Source organism: Piscinibacter sp. HJYY11 (assembly GCF_016735515.1).
Taxonomy (GTDB): domain Bacteria; phylum Pseudomonadota; class Gammaproteobacteria; order Burkholderiales; family Burkholderiaceae_C; genus Rhizobacter.
Genome location: NZ_JAERQZ010000001.1, coordinates 1,544,363 through 1,558,984 on the forward strand (window position 1 = coordinate 1,544,363; position 14,622 = coordinate 1,558,984).

The 14,622-nt window shown below is 68.4% G+C and carries 14 protein-coding genes; 10 read left to right on the forward strand and 4 right to left on the reverse strand.

Going from position 1 to position 14,622, the window contains the following annotated elements:
- Positions 1–7 precede the first annotated feature (7 nt).
- Both JI745_RS06940 and JI745_RS06945 read left to right on the forward strand, forming a co-directional pair.
- Positions 8–193, forward strand: a complete 186-nt coding sequence (locus JI745_RS06940) for a hypothetical protein (protein WP_201804903.1) — start codon at positions 8–10, stop codon at positions 191–193.
- Between the two features lie 100 nt (positions 194–293).
- A complete protein-coding gene (locus tag JI745_RS06945) occupies positions 294–1,784 on the forward strand; it encodes a cytochrome P450 (protein ID WP_201804904.1) in 1,491 nt (496 codons plus the stop codon).
- On the opposite strand, the gene JI745_RS06950 is transcribed toward JI745_RS06945, so the two are convergent.
- On the reverse strand, positions 1,738–2,892 hold the full coding sequence (locus JI745_RS06950; protein ID WP_201804905.1) for a hypothetical protein: 1,155 nt from the start codon (positions 2,890–2,892) through the stop codon (positions 1,738–1,740). The genes JI745_RS06945 and JI745_RS06950 overlap by 47 nt on opposite strands.
- Before the next feature lie 110 nt (positions 2,893–3,002).
- On the opposite strand from JI745_RS06950, the gene JI745_RS06955 reads away from it, so the two are divergent.
- The 4 genes from JI745_RS06955 to JI745_RS06970 all read left to right on the forward strand — a co-directional run bounded on the left by JI745_RS06955 (position 3,003) and on the right by JI745_RS06970 (position 9,930).
- The gene (locus JI745_RS06955; protein WP_201804906.1) at positions 3,003–3,626 is read left to right on the forward strand and encodes an RluA family pseudouridine synthase; all 624 of its coding nucleotides are present in this window, start codon (positions 3,003–3,005) and stop codon (positions 3,624–3,626) included.
- A complete protein-coding gene (locus JI745_RS06960) occupies positions 3,626–4,864 on the forward strand; it encodes an MFS transporter (RefSeq protein ID WP_201804907.1) in 1,239 nt (412 codons plus the stop codon). Before JI745_RS06955 ends, JI745_RS06960 begins: the two co-directional genes overlap by 1 nt.
- Positions 4,865–4,962: 98 nt before the next feature.
- Positions 4,963–8,121, forward strand: coding sequence for an NAD(P)-binding protein (locus JI745_RS06965; protein WP_236674928.1), 3,159 nt, complete (start codon positions 4,963–4,965; stop codon positions 8,119–8,121).
- A gap of 114 nt (positions 8,122–8,235) precedes the next feature.
- Positions 8,236–9,930 carry a GGDEF domain-containing protein gene (locus tag JI745_RS06970; RefSeq protein ID WP_201804909.1) on the forward strand — a complete coding sequence of 565 codons (1,695 nt, stop codon included), beginning with the start codon at positions 8,236–8,238 and terminating at the stop codon, positions 9,928–9,930.
- Positions 9,931–10,035: 105 nt separating this feature from the next.
- On the opposite strand, the gene rsgA is transcribed toward JI745_RS06970, so the two are convergent.
- The 3 genes from rsgA to JI745_RS06985 form a co-directional block, all read right to left on the reverse strand.
- Positions 10,036–11,124, reverse strand: coding sequence for a ribosome small subunit-dependent GTPase A (rsgA, locus tag JI745_RS06975; protein WP_201804911.1), 1,089 nt, complete (start codon positions 11,122–11,124; stop codon positions 10,036–10,038).
- 274 nt (positions 11,125–11,398) lie between these two features.
- Positions 11,399–11,680, reverse strand: a complete 282-nt coding sequence (locus JI745_RS06980; protein WP_201804912.1) for a hypothetical protein — start codon at positions 11,678–11,680, stop codon at positions 11,399–11,401.
- A 36-nt stretch (positions 11,681–11,716) separates the two neighbouring features.
- Positions 11,717–12,454 (reverse strand): 2OG-Fe dioxygenase family protein, encoded by a 738-nt coding sequence (locus JI745_RS06985; RefSeq protein ID WP_404932801.1) that lies wholly within the window; start codon positions 12,452–12,454, stop codon positions 11,717–11,719.
- 97 nt (positions 12,455–12,551) lie between these two features.
- On the opposite strand from JI745_RS06985, the gene JI745_RS06990 reads away from it, so the two are divergent.
- The 4 genes from JI745_RS06990 to JI745_RS07005 all read left to right on the forward strand — a co-directional run bounded on the left by JI745_RS06990 (position 12,552) and on the right by JI745_RS07005 (position 14,616).
- On the forward strand, positions 12,552–13,166 hold the full coding sequence (locus JI745_RS06990) for a hemolysin III family protein (protein ID WP_201804914.1): 615 nt from the start codon (positions 12,552–12,554) through the stop codon (positions 13,164–13,166).
- Between the two features lie 5 nt (positions 13,167–13,171).
- On the forward strand, positions 13,172–13,666 hold the full coding sequence (locus tag JI745_RS06995; RefSeq protein WP_236674929.1) for a cupin domain-containing protein: 495 nt from the start codon (positions 13,172–13,174) through the stop codon (positions 13,664–13,666).
- Entirely contained in the window at positions 13,663–13,917 is a 255-nt protein-coding gene (locus tag JI745_RS07000; RefSeq protein ID WP_201804915.1) for a VF530 family DNA-binding protein, read from the forward strand. The genes JI745_RS06995 and JI745_RS07000 overlap by 4 nt, the downstream gene beginning before the upstream one ends.
- A gap of 183 nt (positions 13,918–14,100) precedes the next feature.
- The gene (locus tag JI745_RS07005) at positions 14,101–14,616 is read left to right on the forward strand and encodes a porin family protein (RefSeq protein WP_201804917.1); all 516 of its coding nucleotides are present in this window, start codon (positions 14,101–14,103) and stop codon (positions 14,614–14,616) included.
- The last annotated feature ends 6 nt before the right edge of the window (positions 14,617–14,622 follow it).

Genomic DNA, 14,622 nt, shown 5'->3' on the forward strand with positions numbered 1-14,622 from the left:
CAAAGACATGCAGAAATCCGCGAAGCGCCGCGTGCTGGGTGTGCTGGGCGTCGTGCTGGCCTCGCAGGCCCTCACCGCCTGCGTGGTGGTGCCGGTGCCGCACCGCCATCGCGCGGTCGTCGTGCAGCCCGGCTACTCGGGCCCGCCGCCGTACCACCATCACCATCACCACGACCGTCACTGGCGCCGCTGAGGCCGCGCCGGCGGGCACCGCACGAACGGCAGGGCGGTGTGCGCTGCAGCACCCTCGGGGCTGCAGAATGCACGCCATCCCGTTCGTGCCACGCCCGCCGATGAACACCACCACCGCCCCGGCCCCGGCCCTTCGCCGCATCGCGGACCTGCCCGCGCCGCCCGGCCTGCCGCTCATCGGCAACGCCCACCAGATCACGCTCAGGCACATCCACCAGGACGTGGAGCGCTGGGCGCGCGAGTACGGCCCGTTCTTCAGCGTGCGGCTGGGCAAGATGCGCGCGCTCGTCGTCACCGACCATGAGGTGATCGCCCATGCACTGAAGGACCGGCCCGACGGCTTCCGCCGCACCATCCGCACCTCGCAGGTCGGCCAGGAGATGGGCTTGAAGCCCGGCGTCTTCGGCGCCGAGGGCCAGGCCTGGCGTGACCAGCGGCGCATGGTGATGGCGAGCTTTGCGCCGGGTCACGTGCGCGCATATTTCCCGTCGCTGCAGCGCGTGGTGCAGCGGCTGCATGCGCGCTGGCACAAGGCGATGGAGGCCGGCAACGCCATCCCGCTGCAGGAAGACCTGATGCGCTACACCGTGGACGGCGTGGCAGGCCTCGCCTTCGGGCAGGACATCAACACCCTGGAGTCCGACGAAGAGGTGATCCAGCAGCACCTCGACAAGATCTTCCCGGCGCTCTTTCGCCGCATCTTCTCGCGCTTCCCCTACTGGCGCTATGTGCGCCTGCCGCGCGACCGGGCGCTCGACCGCAGCGTGGCGGCGATCCATGTCGCGATCGCCGGCTTCATCGCGCAAGCCCGAGCCCGCATGGCGGCCCAGCCGGCGCTGCGCACGCAGCCGAGCAACCTGCTCGAAGGCATGATCGCCGCGGCCGATGAGGGCGGCAGTGGTCTCACCGACGAGCACGTGGCCGGCAACGTCATCACCATGCTGCTGGCCGGCGAAGACACCACCGCCAACACGCTCGCGTGGATGATCTGGCTGCTCCACCGCAACCCCGATGCGCTGCGCCTGGCAACCGAGGAAGTGCAGCGTGTCGCTCCCGATCCGCGAGCCTTCACGCCGGAGCAGATGGCCTCGCTCGACTACCTCGAGGCCTGCGCCTCCGAGACGATGCGGCTCAAGCCGGTGGCGCCTTTCCTCGTGCTCGAAGCGCTGCAAGACACCGCGCTCGGTGATGTGCAGGTGCCCAAGGGCACCTTCGTGTGGTGCGTGCTGCGGCACGACAGCGTGAGCGAGCGCCACTTCCCCGACCCGCTGGCCTTCAACCCGTCGCGCTGGTTGGCGCACGCCGACCCGGCGCTCACACCCACCTCGCCCAAGCGCGTGGCCATGCCCTTCGGCGCCGGGCCGCGGGTGTGCCCGGGGCGCTACCTCGCGTTGCTCGAGATCAAGATGGCGATGGCGATGCTGCTGTCGAGCTTCGAGATCGACGAGGTGCGCACGCTCGATGGACGCGAGCCCGCTGAGAAGATGGCGTTCGCGATGGCGCCGGTGGGATTGCAGATGCGGCTGAAGCCTCGCGCTCAGCCCGTCACCACGGCCGCACCGGACGTGCCATCGCCTCGCGCCACGGCGTGAGTGCCACGCGCGGGGCGCCGCTTTCGTCGAAGAGCCCGGTGTCGCGCCACAGCAGCGCGAGCGGGTCCTGGTTGAGCGCGTTGGTCCAGAGCTGGTCGAAGTCCCGCACCGAATACCAGACGACGTAGCGCATCTGGTGCTGCTGCGCGGCCGCCAGCATCGTGGCCACGAAGTCGCGCTGCTTGGCGGGCGAGCCGTTCCAGGTGACGGTGCTGCCGTTCACCTGCAGGCTGAACACCTGCGCCGGATAGCTGCTCTCGGAGATGGCGCGCGGCTTCGTCTGCATCGCGGTGGGCAGGCGGCTGAAGAGCGTGTCGAAGTAGTTCGACGGGAAGCTCTCGGCCAGCAGCCCGCTGATGAACGGGTGCACCGAAAACACCGCCTGGTCGGTGCAGGGCGCGAGGTCGGCCAGGGCCGCCTGCTGCTCGGCCAGCACGTACTCGCCCGAGTACTCCGGGAAGAGCGCCGGCGCCAGCACCGAGACCGTCACCGGCAGCGACGGCCGCACCGCCTTGATGGCGTGGTAGGTCGTGCAGTGCAGGTCGACGTAATCGACCCACGATGCCGGCGCCTTCTCGCGCAGCTCGTTGGCTTCGATGCCGATCTGCAGCACGTCGGGCGCGAGCGCATCGGCCACGCGCAGGGCGTAGTTGAGGTAGGCCGTCTTCACGTTGGCGTGGTTGAGCCGGTAGCCGCTCCACGGCGCCGGCAGCGCGGCGTTGCTGGCCGCGTCGGTGCGCAGGCGCGCAAGACCGTTGCGCTCGATGTTGAGCGGGTTGATCTGCACCAGCACGCTCTTGCCGTTGGCGCGCGTGCGGCGGTCGGCGAGCTGGTTGGCGTACGAGGCCGGGAAGGGCAGGCCCGCCAGGGCCTCAGGCCAGGGCACGCCCTCCTCGAGGTGCTGCGAGACGATGTCGCCCTCGGCGCGGATGGTCGACCAGGTCCAGTCGACCGCTGCCGTCGTCGCATCGAAGGGCCAGGGGCTGAACCCGAGATAACTCTGTCGCTGAGGGGCGGGCGGCGGGGGCGCGGCGCCTCCACCCTCGCCGCCGCCACAGGCACCGAGCAGCATCGCGCTGGCGAAGAGGGGAAGGAGTCGGTTCAGCATCGTCATGCGGGTCCTCTGAAGCAAACGCGTGCAAGGCGGTACACGCGTGGCAGGGAGAATACGAGGTTCCGGCGGGCACAACCCGCACAAGCCGTAACCGTCGCCCACGCGTGAGCCTGTTCCCCCTCTTCCTGGACGAGACCCTCGTCGTCGTCGACAAGCCTGCCGGCCTGCCCTCGGTGCCGGGCCGGCCGGCGGAGCTGCACGACTGCATGGCCTCGCGCGTGCAGGCCGAAGTGCCCGATGCGCTGGTGGTGCACCGGCTCGACATGGCGACCTCCGGCCTGCTCGTCTTCGCCCGCAGCAAGGCAGCGCAGCGCGCGCTCGGCGCGGCCTTTGCCCGGCGCGACGTGGCCAAGCGCTACGTGGCCGTGGTGGCCGGCGAGATGCATGACGACGAAGGCGAGATCGACCTGCCGCTGATCGCCGACTGGCCCAATCGCCCGCTGCAGAAGGTCGACAACGCCATGGGCAAACCGTCCGTCACCCGCTACCGCGTGATCGCACGCCAGCCCGGCCGCACCCGCGTGGCGCTCATGCCGGTCACCGGCCGCTCGCACCAGCTGCGCGTGCACCTGCAGGCCCTCGGCCACCCGATCGTGGGCGATGGGCTGTATGCGCCGCCCGAGGTGGCCGCGCAGTCGCCACGCCTGCTGCTGCACGCCCACACCCTCGCCTTCGCCCACCCGCTGAGCGGCGAGGCCCTGTCGTTCGAAAGCCCCCTGCCCTTCTGATGTCCACGCCCGCCATCTCGCCCGACACGCCCCTGCGCACCCTGCCGGCCTTCATGCGCTTCTGGTACGCACGGCTGGCCGGCACCACCGGCAACCAGATGCTGATGGTGGCCGTGGGCTGGCAGATGTACGACCTGACCGGCAGCGCGTGGGACCTGGGCCTCGTCGGCCTGCTCCAGTTCCTTCCCGCGTTGCTGCTCACGCTCGTGGCCGGGCACGTGGCCGACCGCCACGACCGCAGCCGCATCTTGGCGTTCGCGATGGCGGCGCAGACGGTGGTGGCGATCGTGCTGATGCTCGCCACGCACGGCCATTGGGCGAGCCGCTGGCTGCTGCTGGCGCTCTCGGTCGCCATCGGCACGGCCAAGGCCTTCCAGATGCCGGCGCAGCAGGCCCTGGTGCCGTCGCTCGTGCCGGCCAGCGTGCTGCCGCGGGCGCTGGCCTTCAGCTCGGCGGGCATGCAGGCGGCCATCATCGGCGGGCCGGCGCTCGGCGGGTTCGTCTACGTGGCGGGGGCCGACGTGGTCTACGCCACCTGCGCCGCGTGCTTCATCGCGGCGGGTGTGCTCTTCCTGCGCATTAGGCACCCGCACGTGCCGCCGCCCAAGGAGCCGGTGTCGCTGGCGACCGTGCTCGCGGGCTTCCAGTTCATCTGGCAAAGGCCAGTGGTGCTGGGCGCGATCTCGCTCGACCTCTTCGCCGTGCTGTTGGGCGGTGCGACGGCGCTGCTGCCGATGTTTGCCAAGGACGTGCTGCACGTCGGCCCGTGGGGCCTGGGCCTGCTGCGTGGCGCACCGGCGGCCGGTGCCTTGTGCATGTCGCTCGTGCTCACGCGCTGGCCGATCTCGCGCCGCGTGGGGCACGCGATGTTCGCGGCCGTGGCGGTCTATGGCCTCGCGACGATGGTCTTCGGCGTCTCGACCTCGTTCGTGCTCTCGCTCGTCGCCCTGTACGTGAGCGGCGCGGCCGACATGGTGAGCGTGGTGATCCGCCAGTCGCTGGTGCAGCTGGAGACGCCCGACGCCATGCGGGGGCGGGTGGCGGCGGTCAATTCGATCTTCATCGGCGCCTCCAACCAGCTCGGCGAATTCGAGTCGGGCGCCACCGCCGCACTGATGGGGCCGGTGGGTTCGGTGCTGCTCGGCGGCGCGGGCACGCTCTTCATCGCGGGGCTGTGGTTCAAGCTCTTTCCCGACCTTGCGAAGCGTGAACGACTCACCACCACGCCGCCGGCCTGAGTGCGAACTGCGCCGCGAAATCTGCGCCGCCTGAACGTCGACCTTGGCAGACGCCCCGCAGATACTCCGCGCTCATCACTGCAACGGAGGGGGGTCTCATGACGGCTTCGAACGCCACTCGTCCCAACTTTCTCTACCCGGCGGGCTCGGTGCTGATGCACCCGCCCCTGCAGTTGAAGAACTCGGAGATGTACGGGTTCTTCGTCAAGGGTGAGCTGGCGAAGCTGCAGGCGACCGTCGACTCGACGCTCACCGCCGTGGCCGGCGGCGAGATGCGCTTCGTTGTGTGCTCGCCCTTCGTGATGCTCACCTTCACCAAGGTGCACAAGGCGTTTTCCACCTGGCCCAGCGACGAGGTGAAAGGCTGGGGCGAAGAGATCGACATCATCACCTGGGTGATGGTCGGGCAGGTCGACAAGGGCGAATCGAAGATCAGCCGCCTCTTCTTCTACCCTTGCCACATCTTCGTCGACAGCTGCATGGCGCTCATCAACGGGCGCGAGCTATTCGGCTACCCCAAGTACCAATGCGAATACGAGATGCCCGCGCCCGGCGAGCCGGCGCGGCATTTCTCGCTCTCGGCGCAGGGCTTCCAGCCCTTCTCTCCTGACTCGCGCCTTGCGCTGCACCCGCTGATCGAGGTCAACGCGACGACCGACCGCCACGGCATCCGCAAGGTCGGCGGCCTGATGGAGATGATCGAGGAAGGCATCGAGCTGCTGGGCGCCAACCTGCCGGCCATGCTCGAGATGGACAAGGAGGCGTGGGAGCAGATCGCCGACATGCTGCGCAGCCCTGGCTGCGAGCAGATCTTCCTGAAGCAGTTTCCCGATACCTCGGGCGTCAAGGCGGTCTACCAGGCCATCGTCGCGGCGCCCGCCAAGGTCAACGCGGTGCATGCGGTGGAGGTCTTCGAAGACGACTACGAGGTCACGCTGCACGAGTTCGCGAGCTTCCCGCTCAACGAATCGCTGGGCCTTTCGCTCGGTGCGCAGCCGGGCATCCTGCCCTTCCACATCAGCTTCGACTTCGAGGTGACGCCGGGCGAGGTGATCCACGACAACTCGGTCGTGAAGCCGAAGAAGATCGCGATCCTCGGTGGCGGCGTGGCCGCGATGACGAGTGCCTTCTATCTGACCGACCAGCCCGGCTGGGAGAACCAGTACGACATCACCGTCTACCAGATGGGCTGGCGGCTCGGCGGCAAGGGCGCGAGCGGGCGCAACGCGCAGATCGGTCAGCGCATCGAGGAGCACGGCCTGCACATCTGGTTCGGCTTCTACCAGAACGCCTTCCGCACCATCCAGAAGGCCTATGCGCTGCTCGACCGCCCGCCCGGCGCGCCGCTCGCCACCTGGCAGGACGCCTTCAAGCCGCAGCACTCGTTCGCCCTGAGCGAACTGATCCACGACCGCTGGCGCCAGTGGCTGATCGACACGCCCGAGATGCCCGGCGTGCCCGGCCACAGCGACGAAGAGGTCACGCTGTGGGACATCGCGCTCACCATGTACGAGTGGGTGAAGATGTGGCTGGGCGAGTTGGACGCGAAGCACGGCAGCGTGAAGGTCGTGACCAGCGAGACGCGCGCCGTTGCGGTGGCCGGTGACCACGATGGCGGCTGGCTCGAAGCCATCGCCGAGCGCATCGAGCGCACGGTCGAAACCATCGTGGCCGACGTGCACAGCGTGTTCGACGCGGCCTGGGCCTTCGTGCAGAGCCTGCCCGGCCTGGCCGAGCAGGACCACCATGACCACGTGCTGCAGGCCGCCACGCTCAAGGGCGCACGCGCCGCGCTGCAGGCCCGCTACCAGGCCGAAGCCGAAGACGACAGCGTGGCCGACGACCTGCGCCACCTCTACATCTGCATCGACCTCGCGCTCGCCTCGCTGATCGGCATGCTGGAAGACGGGGTCTTCGTGCACGGCTTCGACGTCATCAACAACATCGACCTGCGCGACTGGTTCATCAAGCACGGCGCCAACGAGAAGATCAGCGTCGACTCGGCCCCGGTGCGCGGCCTGTACGACCTCGTCTTCGCCTACGAAGACGGCGACTACGACCGGCCCAACATCGAAGCCGGCACCATGCTGCGCGGCATCTTCCGCATGACCTGCGCCTACCAGGGCGGCATCATGTGGAAGATGCAGGCCGGCATGGGCGACACGATCTTCACGCCCTTCTACGAGGTGCTCCAGAAGCGCGGCGTGAAGTTCAAGTTCTTCCACAAGGTCGAGGAGATCGTGCCCGAGGCCGGGAGCGACGTGGTCGCGCAGATCCGCATCACCCGGCAGGTCGACGTGCCGGGTGGCGACTACGACCCGCTGGTGCCGGTGAAGGGCCTGGCCTGCTGGCCCAGCACGCCCAAGTACGAGCTGCTCGACAAGGCCCAGGCCGCCCTGCTGCAACGGCACAAGGTCAACCTCGAGTCCAACTGGACCGACTGGCCCGAGCTCTACCAGCAGACCTTCGGCAAGCCCTTGCCCACCGTCACGCTGCAGCGCGGCGTCGACTTCGACGAGGTGGTGTTCGGCATTGCGCAGGACGCGCTGCAGCCCCTCTGCCCGCAGATGGTGGCGCGCAGCGCCACGATGCAACTGGCCTGCGCCAAGGTGAAGACAGTCGCGACCCAGGCCTACCAGGTGTGGCTGAACAAGGACATCCACCAGACCGGCTGGCGGTACTACGGCCGCGACGACGAGGACCCGGTGCTCACCGCCTTCACCGAGCCCTTCGACACCTGGGCCCCAATGGACCAGACGCTGCCGCGCGAAGACTGGCCGCGCGAGTACCAGCCGAAGAACGTGTCGTACTTCTGCAGCGTGCTGCCGGTCAAGGCCTACCCGCCCTTCAGCGACCACGCCTACCCCGCCCGCGTGGCGGCCGAGGTGAAGGCCGGCGCGATCCAGCAGCTCAACCACCAGATCTACAACCTGTGGCCGGCGATCGCCACGCCGCAAGGCTTCGACTGGAGCGCCCTCGTCGACATGAACGGCGGCGCAGGCGAGCAGCGCTTCGAGAGCCAGTACTGGCGCGCCAACGTCGACCCGTCGGAGCGCTACGTGCTCTCGGTGGTCGACAGCACCCGGTACCGCCTGCACACCGACAACACCGGCTTTTCCAACTTCTACGTGACCGGCGACTGGATCCGCACCGGCATCAACGCCGGCTGCGTGGAGGCCGCGGTGATGGCCGGCATGCAGACCTCGCGTGCCATCAGCGGCTACCCGCAAGCGATCGTGGGCGAAAAGGATCTGTGACAACTGCGACCTGAAAGCTGTCGACTTGCGCACGGAGTGGCCCCCTTCGTGGCGCAGAAGGCCATGCATTTGTTACATTCCAGGCCACCCAAAAGGAACGGAGGGGTCGCCGCGATGCCAGGGTTGTCAGGCCCTCTGCGCCGTGCACTGCACTGGCTGCTCGTTTCGCTTGCCCTCGCGGCGAGCGCACTCTTCACCCCCATCGCCCAGGCGCAGCTCGCGCCGATCTCGCTCAACGCCGACGTCGAGTCCGAGATCTCCTCGCGCGGCCAGCTCTACCTGGCGCAAGACCAAACACCGCCCGCCTCGGCCAAGGACCTGCCCGCCTGGCTCGCCAAGCACAAGCAGATCGAGCGGGTGAGCCTCTTCGGTGGCAGCTACTGGTTCTTTGCGACCGTCCAGAACGACACCCAGCAGACACGCTGGGTGATCGACCCCACCGGCACGCTGATGGAGCGCGTGGAGGTGCGCGTCTACACCGACGGCAAGCCGGTGCAGTCGTTCATCACCGGCTACAACGGCAGCAGCGACTACATGATGCATTACGGCGGCAACGTCGAGCTGCCGCCGGGCGCCGTGGCGCAGGTGCTGCTGCGCATCGAAAGCCGCTACTTCGCGCGCTACCCGAGCATCTACGTTTCCAGCGAAGCCAACTACCGCAAGACGGTGGTCGCGGAGAACGTGCTCACGCTGTCTGCGCTGGGCGCCATGCTCGTGCTGGCGCTCTACAACCTCTTCGTCTACCTCGGCGTGCGCGACAAGGCGCTGCTGTACTACGCGCTGTACCTGCTGGTGGCCACCGCCTCGTGGGCCATGACGCTGCACGTGCTGTCCGACTGGATGGGTTGGCGCGTGCTGTCGTGGCACTACGTCATGTTCTTCCTGTCGTCGGTGTTCAACAGCCTCTTCTTCCTGGAGTTCCTGCGGCTCAAGGAACACGCCCCGCGCCTGGCCACGTTCGCCCGCGGCACCATCATGGTGGCGCTGGCGCTCACGCCGGTGTGCTTCATCTCGGTGGCCTACGCCCACCTGCTGGCCACCGCGGTGATCTCGGTCTCGCTGACCACCGCTCTCGTGGCCGGGATGATTCGCCTCGGCCAGGGGTTCCTGCCGGCGCGCTACTTCCTGGCCGCGTTCTTCGCGCTGCTGCTGCCCGCGATCCTCATCCTGCCGGCCAACTTCGGCCTGGTGCCGAGCATGATGCGCAACATCGAGCTCTTCACCCTGCTCGGTGCCACCACCGATGCGGTGCTGCTCGCCTTCGCGCTCGCCGACAAGATCCGCCTGCTCGGGCGCGAGAAAGACGCCTACATGGCGCAGCTCAACGACGCGCTCACGCAGGCCAGCACCGACTCGCTCACCGGCATCGGCAACCGCCACGCCTTCGACCGCACGCTCGCCAACATGACCCACGTGCCGGGTGACCCCACCGCATCGCAGCGCGTGATGCTGGTGATGATTGACCTCGACGGCCTGAAGCGCATCAACGACGAGCGCGGCCACGCCCACGGCGACAGCCTGCTGCGCGAGTTCGCGCAGGGCCTGAGCGTCGTGAAGAGCGACGGCATGGGCGTGTTCCGCCTCGGTGGCGACGAGTTCGCCGTGCTCGGCGAGCGCCACCAGGAAGAGCTGGTGCGCAACACCCTCGTGGTGGTCGAGCGCAAGCTGCACGAAGCCGGCTACCCCGATGCAGGCATCAGCTACGGCATCGCCTTCGGCTCCGAGATCAACTCGGGCTCGCAGCTGCTCATGCACGCCGACGCGCGCATGTACCTGCATAAGACAGCCAAACGAACCCAGCCCGCCTGAAACGGCCCCCCAGTCGCTGTCGCTCCTGCCCCCAAGGGGCGCCATCCATCGGGCCGGGAAACCCGTCCCTTGGGCGTTGCTCGATCGGAGCCTCGCTTCGGGGGCTCAACCTACGCCGCGCTTCTGTTTTCCTCTCTCTCGGCCGGCGCGCATCAGCGTCTTCCATTGCGACAGCTGCTTCTCGCGCTCGAGCGCGGTCTGTGTGTCGCGCCGGAGCTCGCGCTGCAGCTTCTGGTAGTTGCGCAGGCGGTCGGGTGACACACCCTCGCGCACCGCACAGCCAGGCTCAGCGCCATGCTGGCAGTCGCGGAAGCGGCAGAGCGGCGCGAGCGCGGCGATGTCGCCGAAGACCGCGTCGAGCGAGGCTTCGTCGACGTCAGGCCTGAGCGTGCGCACGCCGGGGGTGTCGATCACGCAGGCGCCGCTCGGCAGGCGGTGCAGCGAGCGCGAGGTCGTGGTGTGCTTGCCGCGGCTGTCGTGCTCGCGCACGGCGCCGGTGTCCTGCACCGCCGCGCCGAGCAGCGCATTGGTCAGCGTCGACTTGCCGGCACCTGAGGAGCCGAGGAGGACCAGCGTCTGGCCCGTGCCGAGCCAAGGCGCAAGCGCCTGCGCGCTGGCCGGGTCTCGGCCGTCGAGCGCCAGCATCTCCAGCCCGGCAGGCAGCCGCTCGCGCAGCTCGTCGAGTGCCTGCCCGATGCGGACGGGCGTCACCACATCGGCCTTGGTCAGCACGACCACGGGCACCACGCCCTGCGTCTGCACGAGGGTGAGGAAGCGCTCGAGCCGGCGCGGGTTGAAGTCGTCGTCCAGGCTCATCACCAGCAGCGCGGTGTCGACGTTGCTCACCACCGGGTGGCGGCGGCCATCGGCATCACGGCGGGCAATGTGCGTGAGCGGGGGGATGCGCTCATGCACCCAGAGCTCTCCATGGGCATCGGGCGCGAGCAGGACCCAGTCGCCGACCGCGATGGCCGTGCCGGCGTCGGCCAGCTCGCGGGTGAGGCGCGGCATGGGCCGACCGCTGGCCTCCTGCTCGCCGTCGTGCACGACGATCGTCTCGCGGTGCACCTCGGTCACCCGCAGCAGGCGCAGGCGTTTCGTGTCGTCAATGGTGGAGGAAAAGGCAAAGGCCGCCTGGGCCATCGCCGGGGTCAAACCGATCGAGCGCAGGCGCTCGACATTGAGGTCGATCATGATGAGATCTGTCTTCCATCGTCGGGAATGCGAACGCCGGCCCGAGGCTCAGCGCCAAGGGCGGCAGCGAGTGAATGGAAGGGTCGGCGGCAGCAGCGCGCGGGCGCTGCAGCGACAGGTCAGATCTCGGTGGCGATCAGAGACGTGTCAATGCGGCTCAGGCAGCAGCGTGCGTGGCGGCGACCCACTGGAGGGCAATGTCAGCGTGTGTCATGGTTCTCTCCTTCGAGTGGGTGGATGGGGCGCGAAGTCTGTCACGCCGCGCGGGGGCGGGTCAACCGCGGTCGCGATTCAATTGTTGCGGCGGGGAGTCGGGCACCTCGCGTGCCTCGATGTCCACCACGTCGCCGGCGGGGGCGCGCCGGCCACCCATGCCCCCGAAGGGCTGCGACGGGTTCATGCGGAAGCGCTTGACCTGCGGCTTGCGGCCCCGCAGCAGGCTCCACACGATGAGCCAGAACGCGATCACCAGCCCCAGCAGCAACGCCAGCAGGCCGAAGACGACGCCCACGGCCACCAACACCAGGCGCAACAACGCCGACAGGATTCGAGACACAACAGACTTTCGAGACGACAACAGGCGCGGATTATCTCAAGCCGGCCCCTGGAAGCCGCCCGCGCGGAAGGTCAGCACCAGCGTGTCGCGGTGGCCGCCGGCATCGGTCGGCTGGATCGGCGTGCTCTCGTGGATCACGCGCTCGTCGTCGAGCAGCAGCGTGGTCCAGGGCTCGCTCATCGTGAAGCGGATGCCGCTCGGGCCGGCTGCTTCGAAGACACGCGTCTCGCCGCCCTTGATGCCGGCGCGGCCCACAAGGATCACCGCCACGAAATCGACACCGTCTCGGTGCGCGCCTTCCGGCGTCGGGCGGCCGATGCCGTCGGTCGTGTCGATGCGAAATTGGTGCGCCTCCACGAACCACGGCCGGGCGCCCTTGACCGACGAACACACGGCGCCCAGGCTGCGCAGCAGGCGGGGCCATGCGTCGCGGCCCACGACCACGGGATCCATCGGCTCGAACCAGCGCTCCAGCCCACCGTGCAGCGCGTTGTATTCGACCGGCTGCCAGTGCGCACGATGCGGCGCCTGCGTGACCAGATCGCCCTCGAGTACGAAGCACGAATGGCGGCGGCGGCGGTAGCGGCCGCCGTCGCGCAGGTAGGCATCAGGCGCCAGATCGTTCCAGCTCGGCGCAAGCGCCTGCAGTTCGTCGAGCGCCACGCCGGAAAGCTCGCTCAGGCCCGCCGGGCTCAGGGCGGCGTGGCCCGCGCTGCGCAGCAGCGGCGTGAGTTCGCGGGCCGGAACGTAGGGGGGCGGAAGCATCTGCGTCATGGGGGAATGATGCCAGCCTTGGGTTAGATTGCAGGCAGGACGAGCCGCCCGAGCGCAGCCCCTTCGCGGCCATCACCCGATTCGGAGTTTCATCTTCATGTACCACGGAGAACGATTCAACAGCTACAGCCACCTCGCGGGCCTCCTCCTCGCCGTGGGCGGCTCCGCCTGGCTCATCGTGCAGGCCGCCTTGCGCGGCGATGTGTGGCAGATGGTGAGCTTCAGCATCTTTGCCGCGAGCATGATCCTGCTCTATGGCGCGTCCACGCTGTACCACAGCGTCAAGGGCGCGGCGAAGAAGGTGCTGGTCAAGTTCGACCACTGCGCGATCTACGTGCTGATCGCGGGCACCTACACACCCTTCACGCTCGTCACGCTGCGCGGGCCGTGGGGCTGGGCCTTGTTCGGCACGGTGTGGGGGCTGGCGGTGATCGGCATCGTGAAGGAGTTGTGGCTCGGCCGCGAGCGCGTGCCCTCGGTGCCGCTGTACGTGGCGATGGGCTGGATGGCGATCGTGGCGGTGGTGCCGCTGGTGCGCGAGTTGCCCAATGCCGGCCTCGCCTGGCTCGTGGCCGGGGGCCTGCTTTACACCATCGGCATCGTCTTCTATGCCAACGACGAGCGCTGGAAGCATGCGCACGGCGTGTGGCACCTCTTCGTGCTGGGCGGCACGGTGTCGCACTACTGCGCGGTGCTGCTCTACGTGGCCTGAACACGATGCGCGCCAAGGCCCTGATCGAGCAGCTGCGGCTGCAACCGCACCCGGAGGGCGGGCACTACCGCGAGTTCTTCCGCTCGCCACACAGCGTGACACCGGGCCACGGGCGCCCGCGCCGCAGTGCGCTCACGAGCATCGACTTCCTGTTGCAGGCCGGCGAGTTCAGCGCGTGGCACCGCGTGGCGTCCGACGAAGCATGGCACTTGCTGGAAGGCGACCCGCTCACGCTCTGGTGCGTGCCACCCTCGCTCGACCGCATCGAGCAGGTGACGCTTGCGCCGGCCAGCACCACGGCCACGCCGCGCCACGTGGTGCCCGCAGGCTGGTGGCAGGCCGCTGCACCGCTGGGCGAGTTCGCCTATGTGGGCGCGACGGTGGCCCCGGGCTTCGAGTTCGTCGACTTCGGCTTCGGCCGCGACGACACGGCCTTCATCGCGGCACTCAAGGAGCTCGACCCCACCCTGCTGCGACTGGCCGGAGGCCTGCAGCGATGAATGCACCGGCACAACCGCGCAACCCGCTGCACGGCATCACGCTCGAGCAAATGCTGAACGCTCTGGTGGCGCACTTCGGCTGGCCCGGGCTCGGCGAGCAGATCAACATCCGCTGCTTCACGAGCGACCCCAGCATCTCGTCGAGCCTGCGTTTCCTGCGCAAGACGCCGTGGGCACGCGAGAAGGTGGAGAGTCTCTACCTCTTCATGCTGCGCGAGCAGGCCCGCGCCGCACGCTCGCCTCGGCGCTAGACGCAGCGTCTTCGGGCTCGCCCCAGCGTGGGGCATCTCCTACAGGCAAAGCCAATGCACGCCGACGTGCACGCGCAGGCTCTTCCGATCCGCATTTGTGGTCCTGTCGCCCACCATTTCGCCACCGATGACTCACCTGTCTTCGTGTTGAAAGACTACGCGACTACGCGAAAGGAACCTCAAATGAAATTCAACAAACAACTTCTGGCGGCATGCATCGTTGGCGCATGCGCAATCCCTGCGGCCCACGCCCAGGTGGCGGGCACCGGCCTCTACATCGGCGGCAGCATCGGCCAGTCGAAGTGGAAGGGTGGCGACTTCGACGTCACCGACCGCAACAAGGTCGGCGGCAAGGCCATCGTCGGCTACGACTTCACGCCCAACCTGGCGCTTGAACTCGGCTACATCAACTTCGGCGACTTCGGTGGCCTCGATGCCGACGGCGGCTTCGTCGACGGCGTGCTCAAGGTGCCCTTCACGCCTCAATGGACGGGCCTCGCCAAGGTGGGCGTGTTCCAGGGCCGTGTCGACGCGGGCGAGTCCAACCGCGACGGCACCTCGTACAAGGGCGGCCTGGGCATCCAGTACAACGTGACGCCGCAGCTGGGCGTGCGCGCCGAATACGAGCGCTACAAGTTCGACGTGCTCGGTGGCCCGAAGTCCGACTTCGTCAGCGTGGGCGCCACCTACCGCTTCTGATTCTTT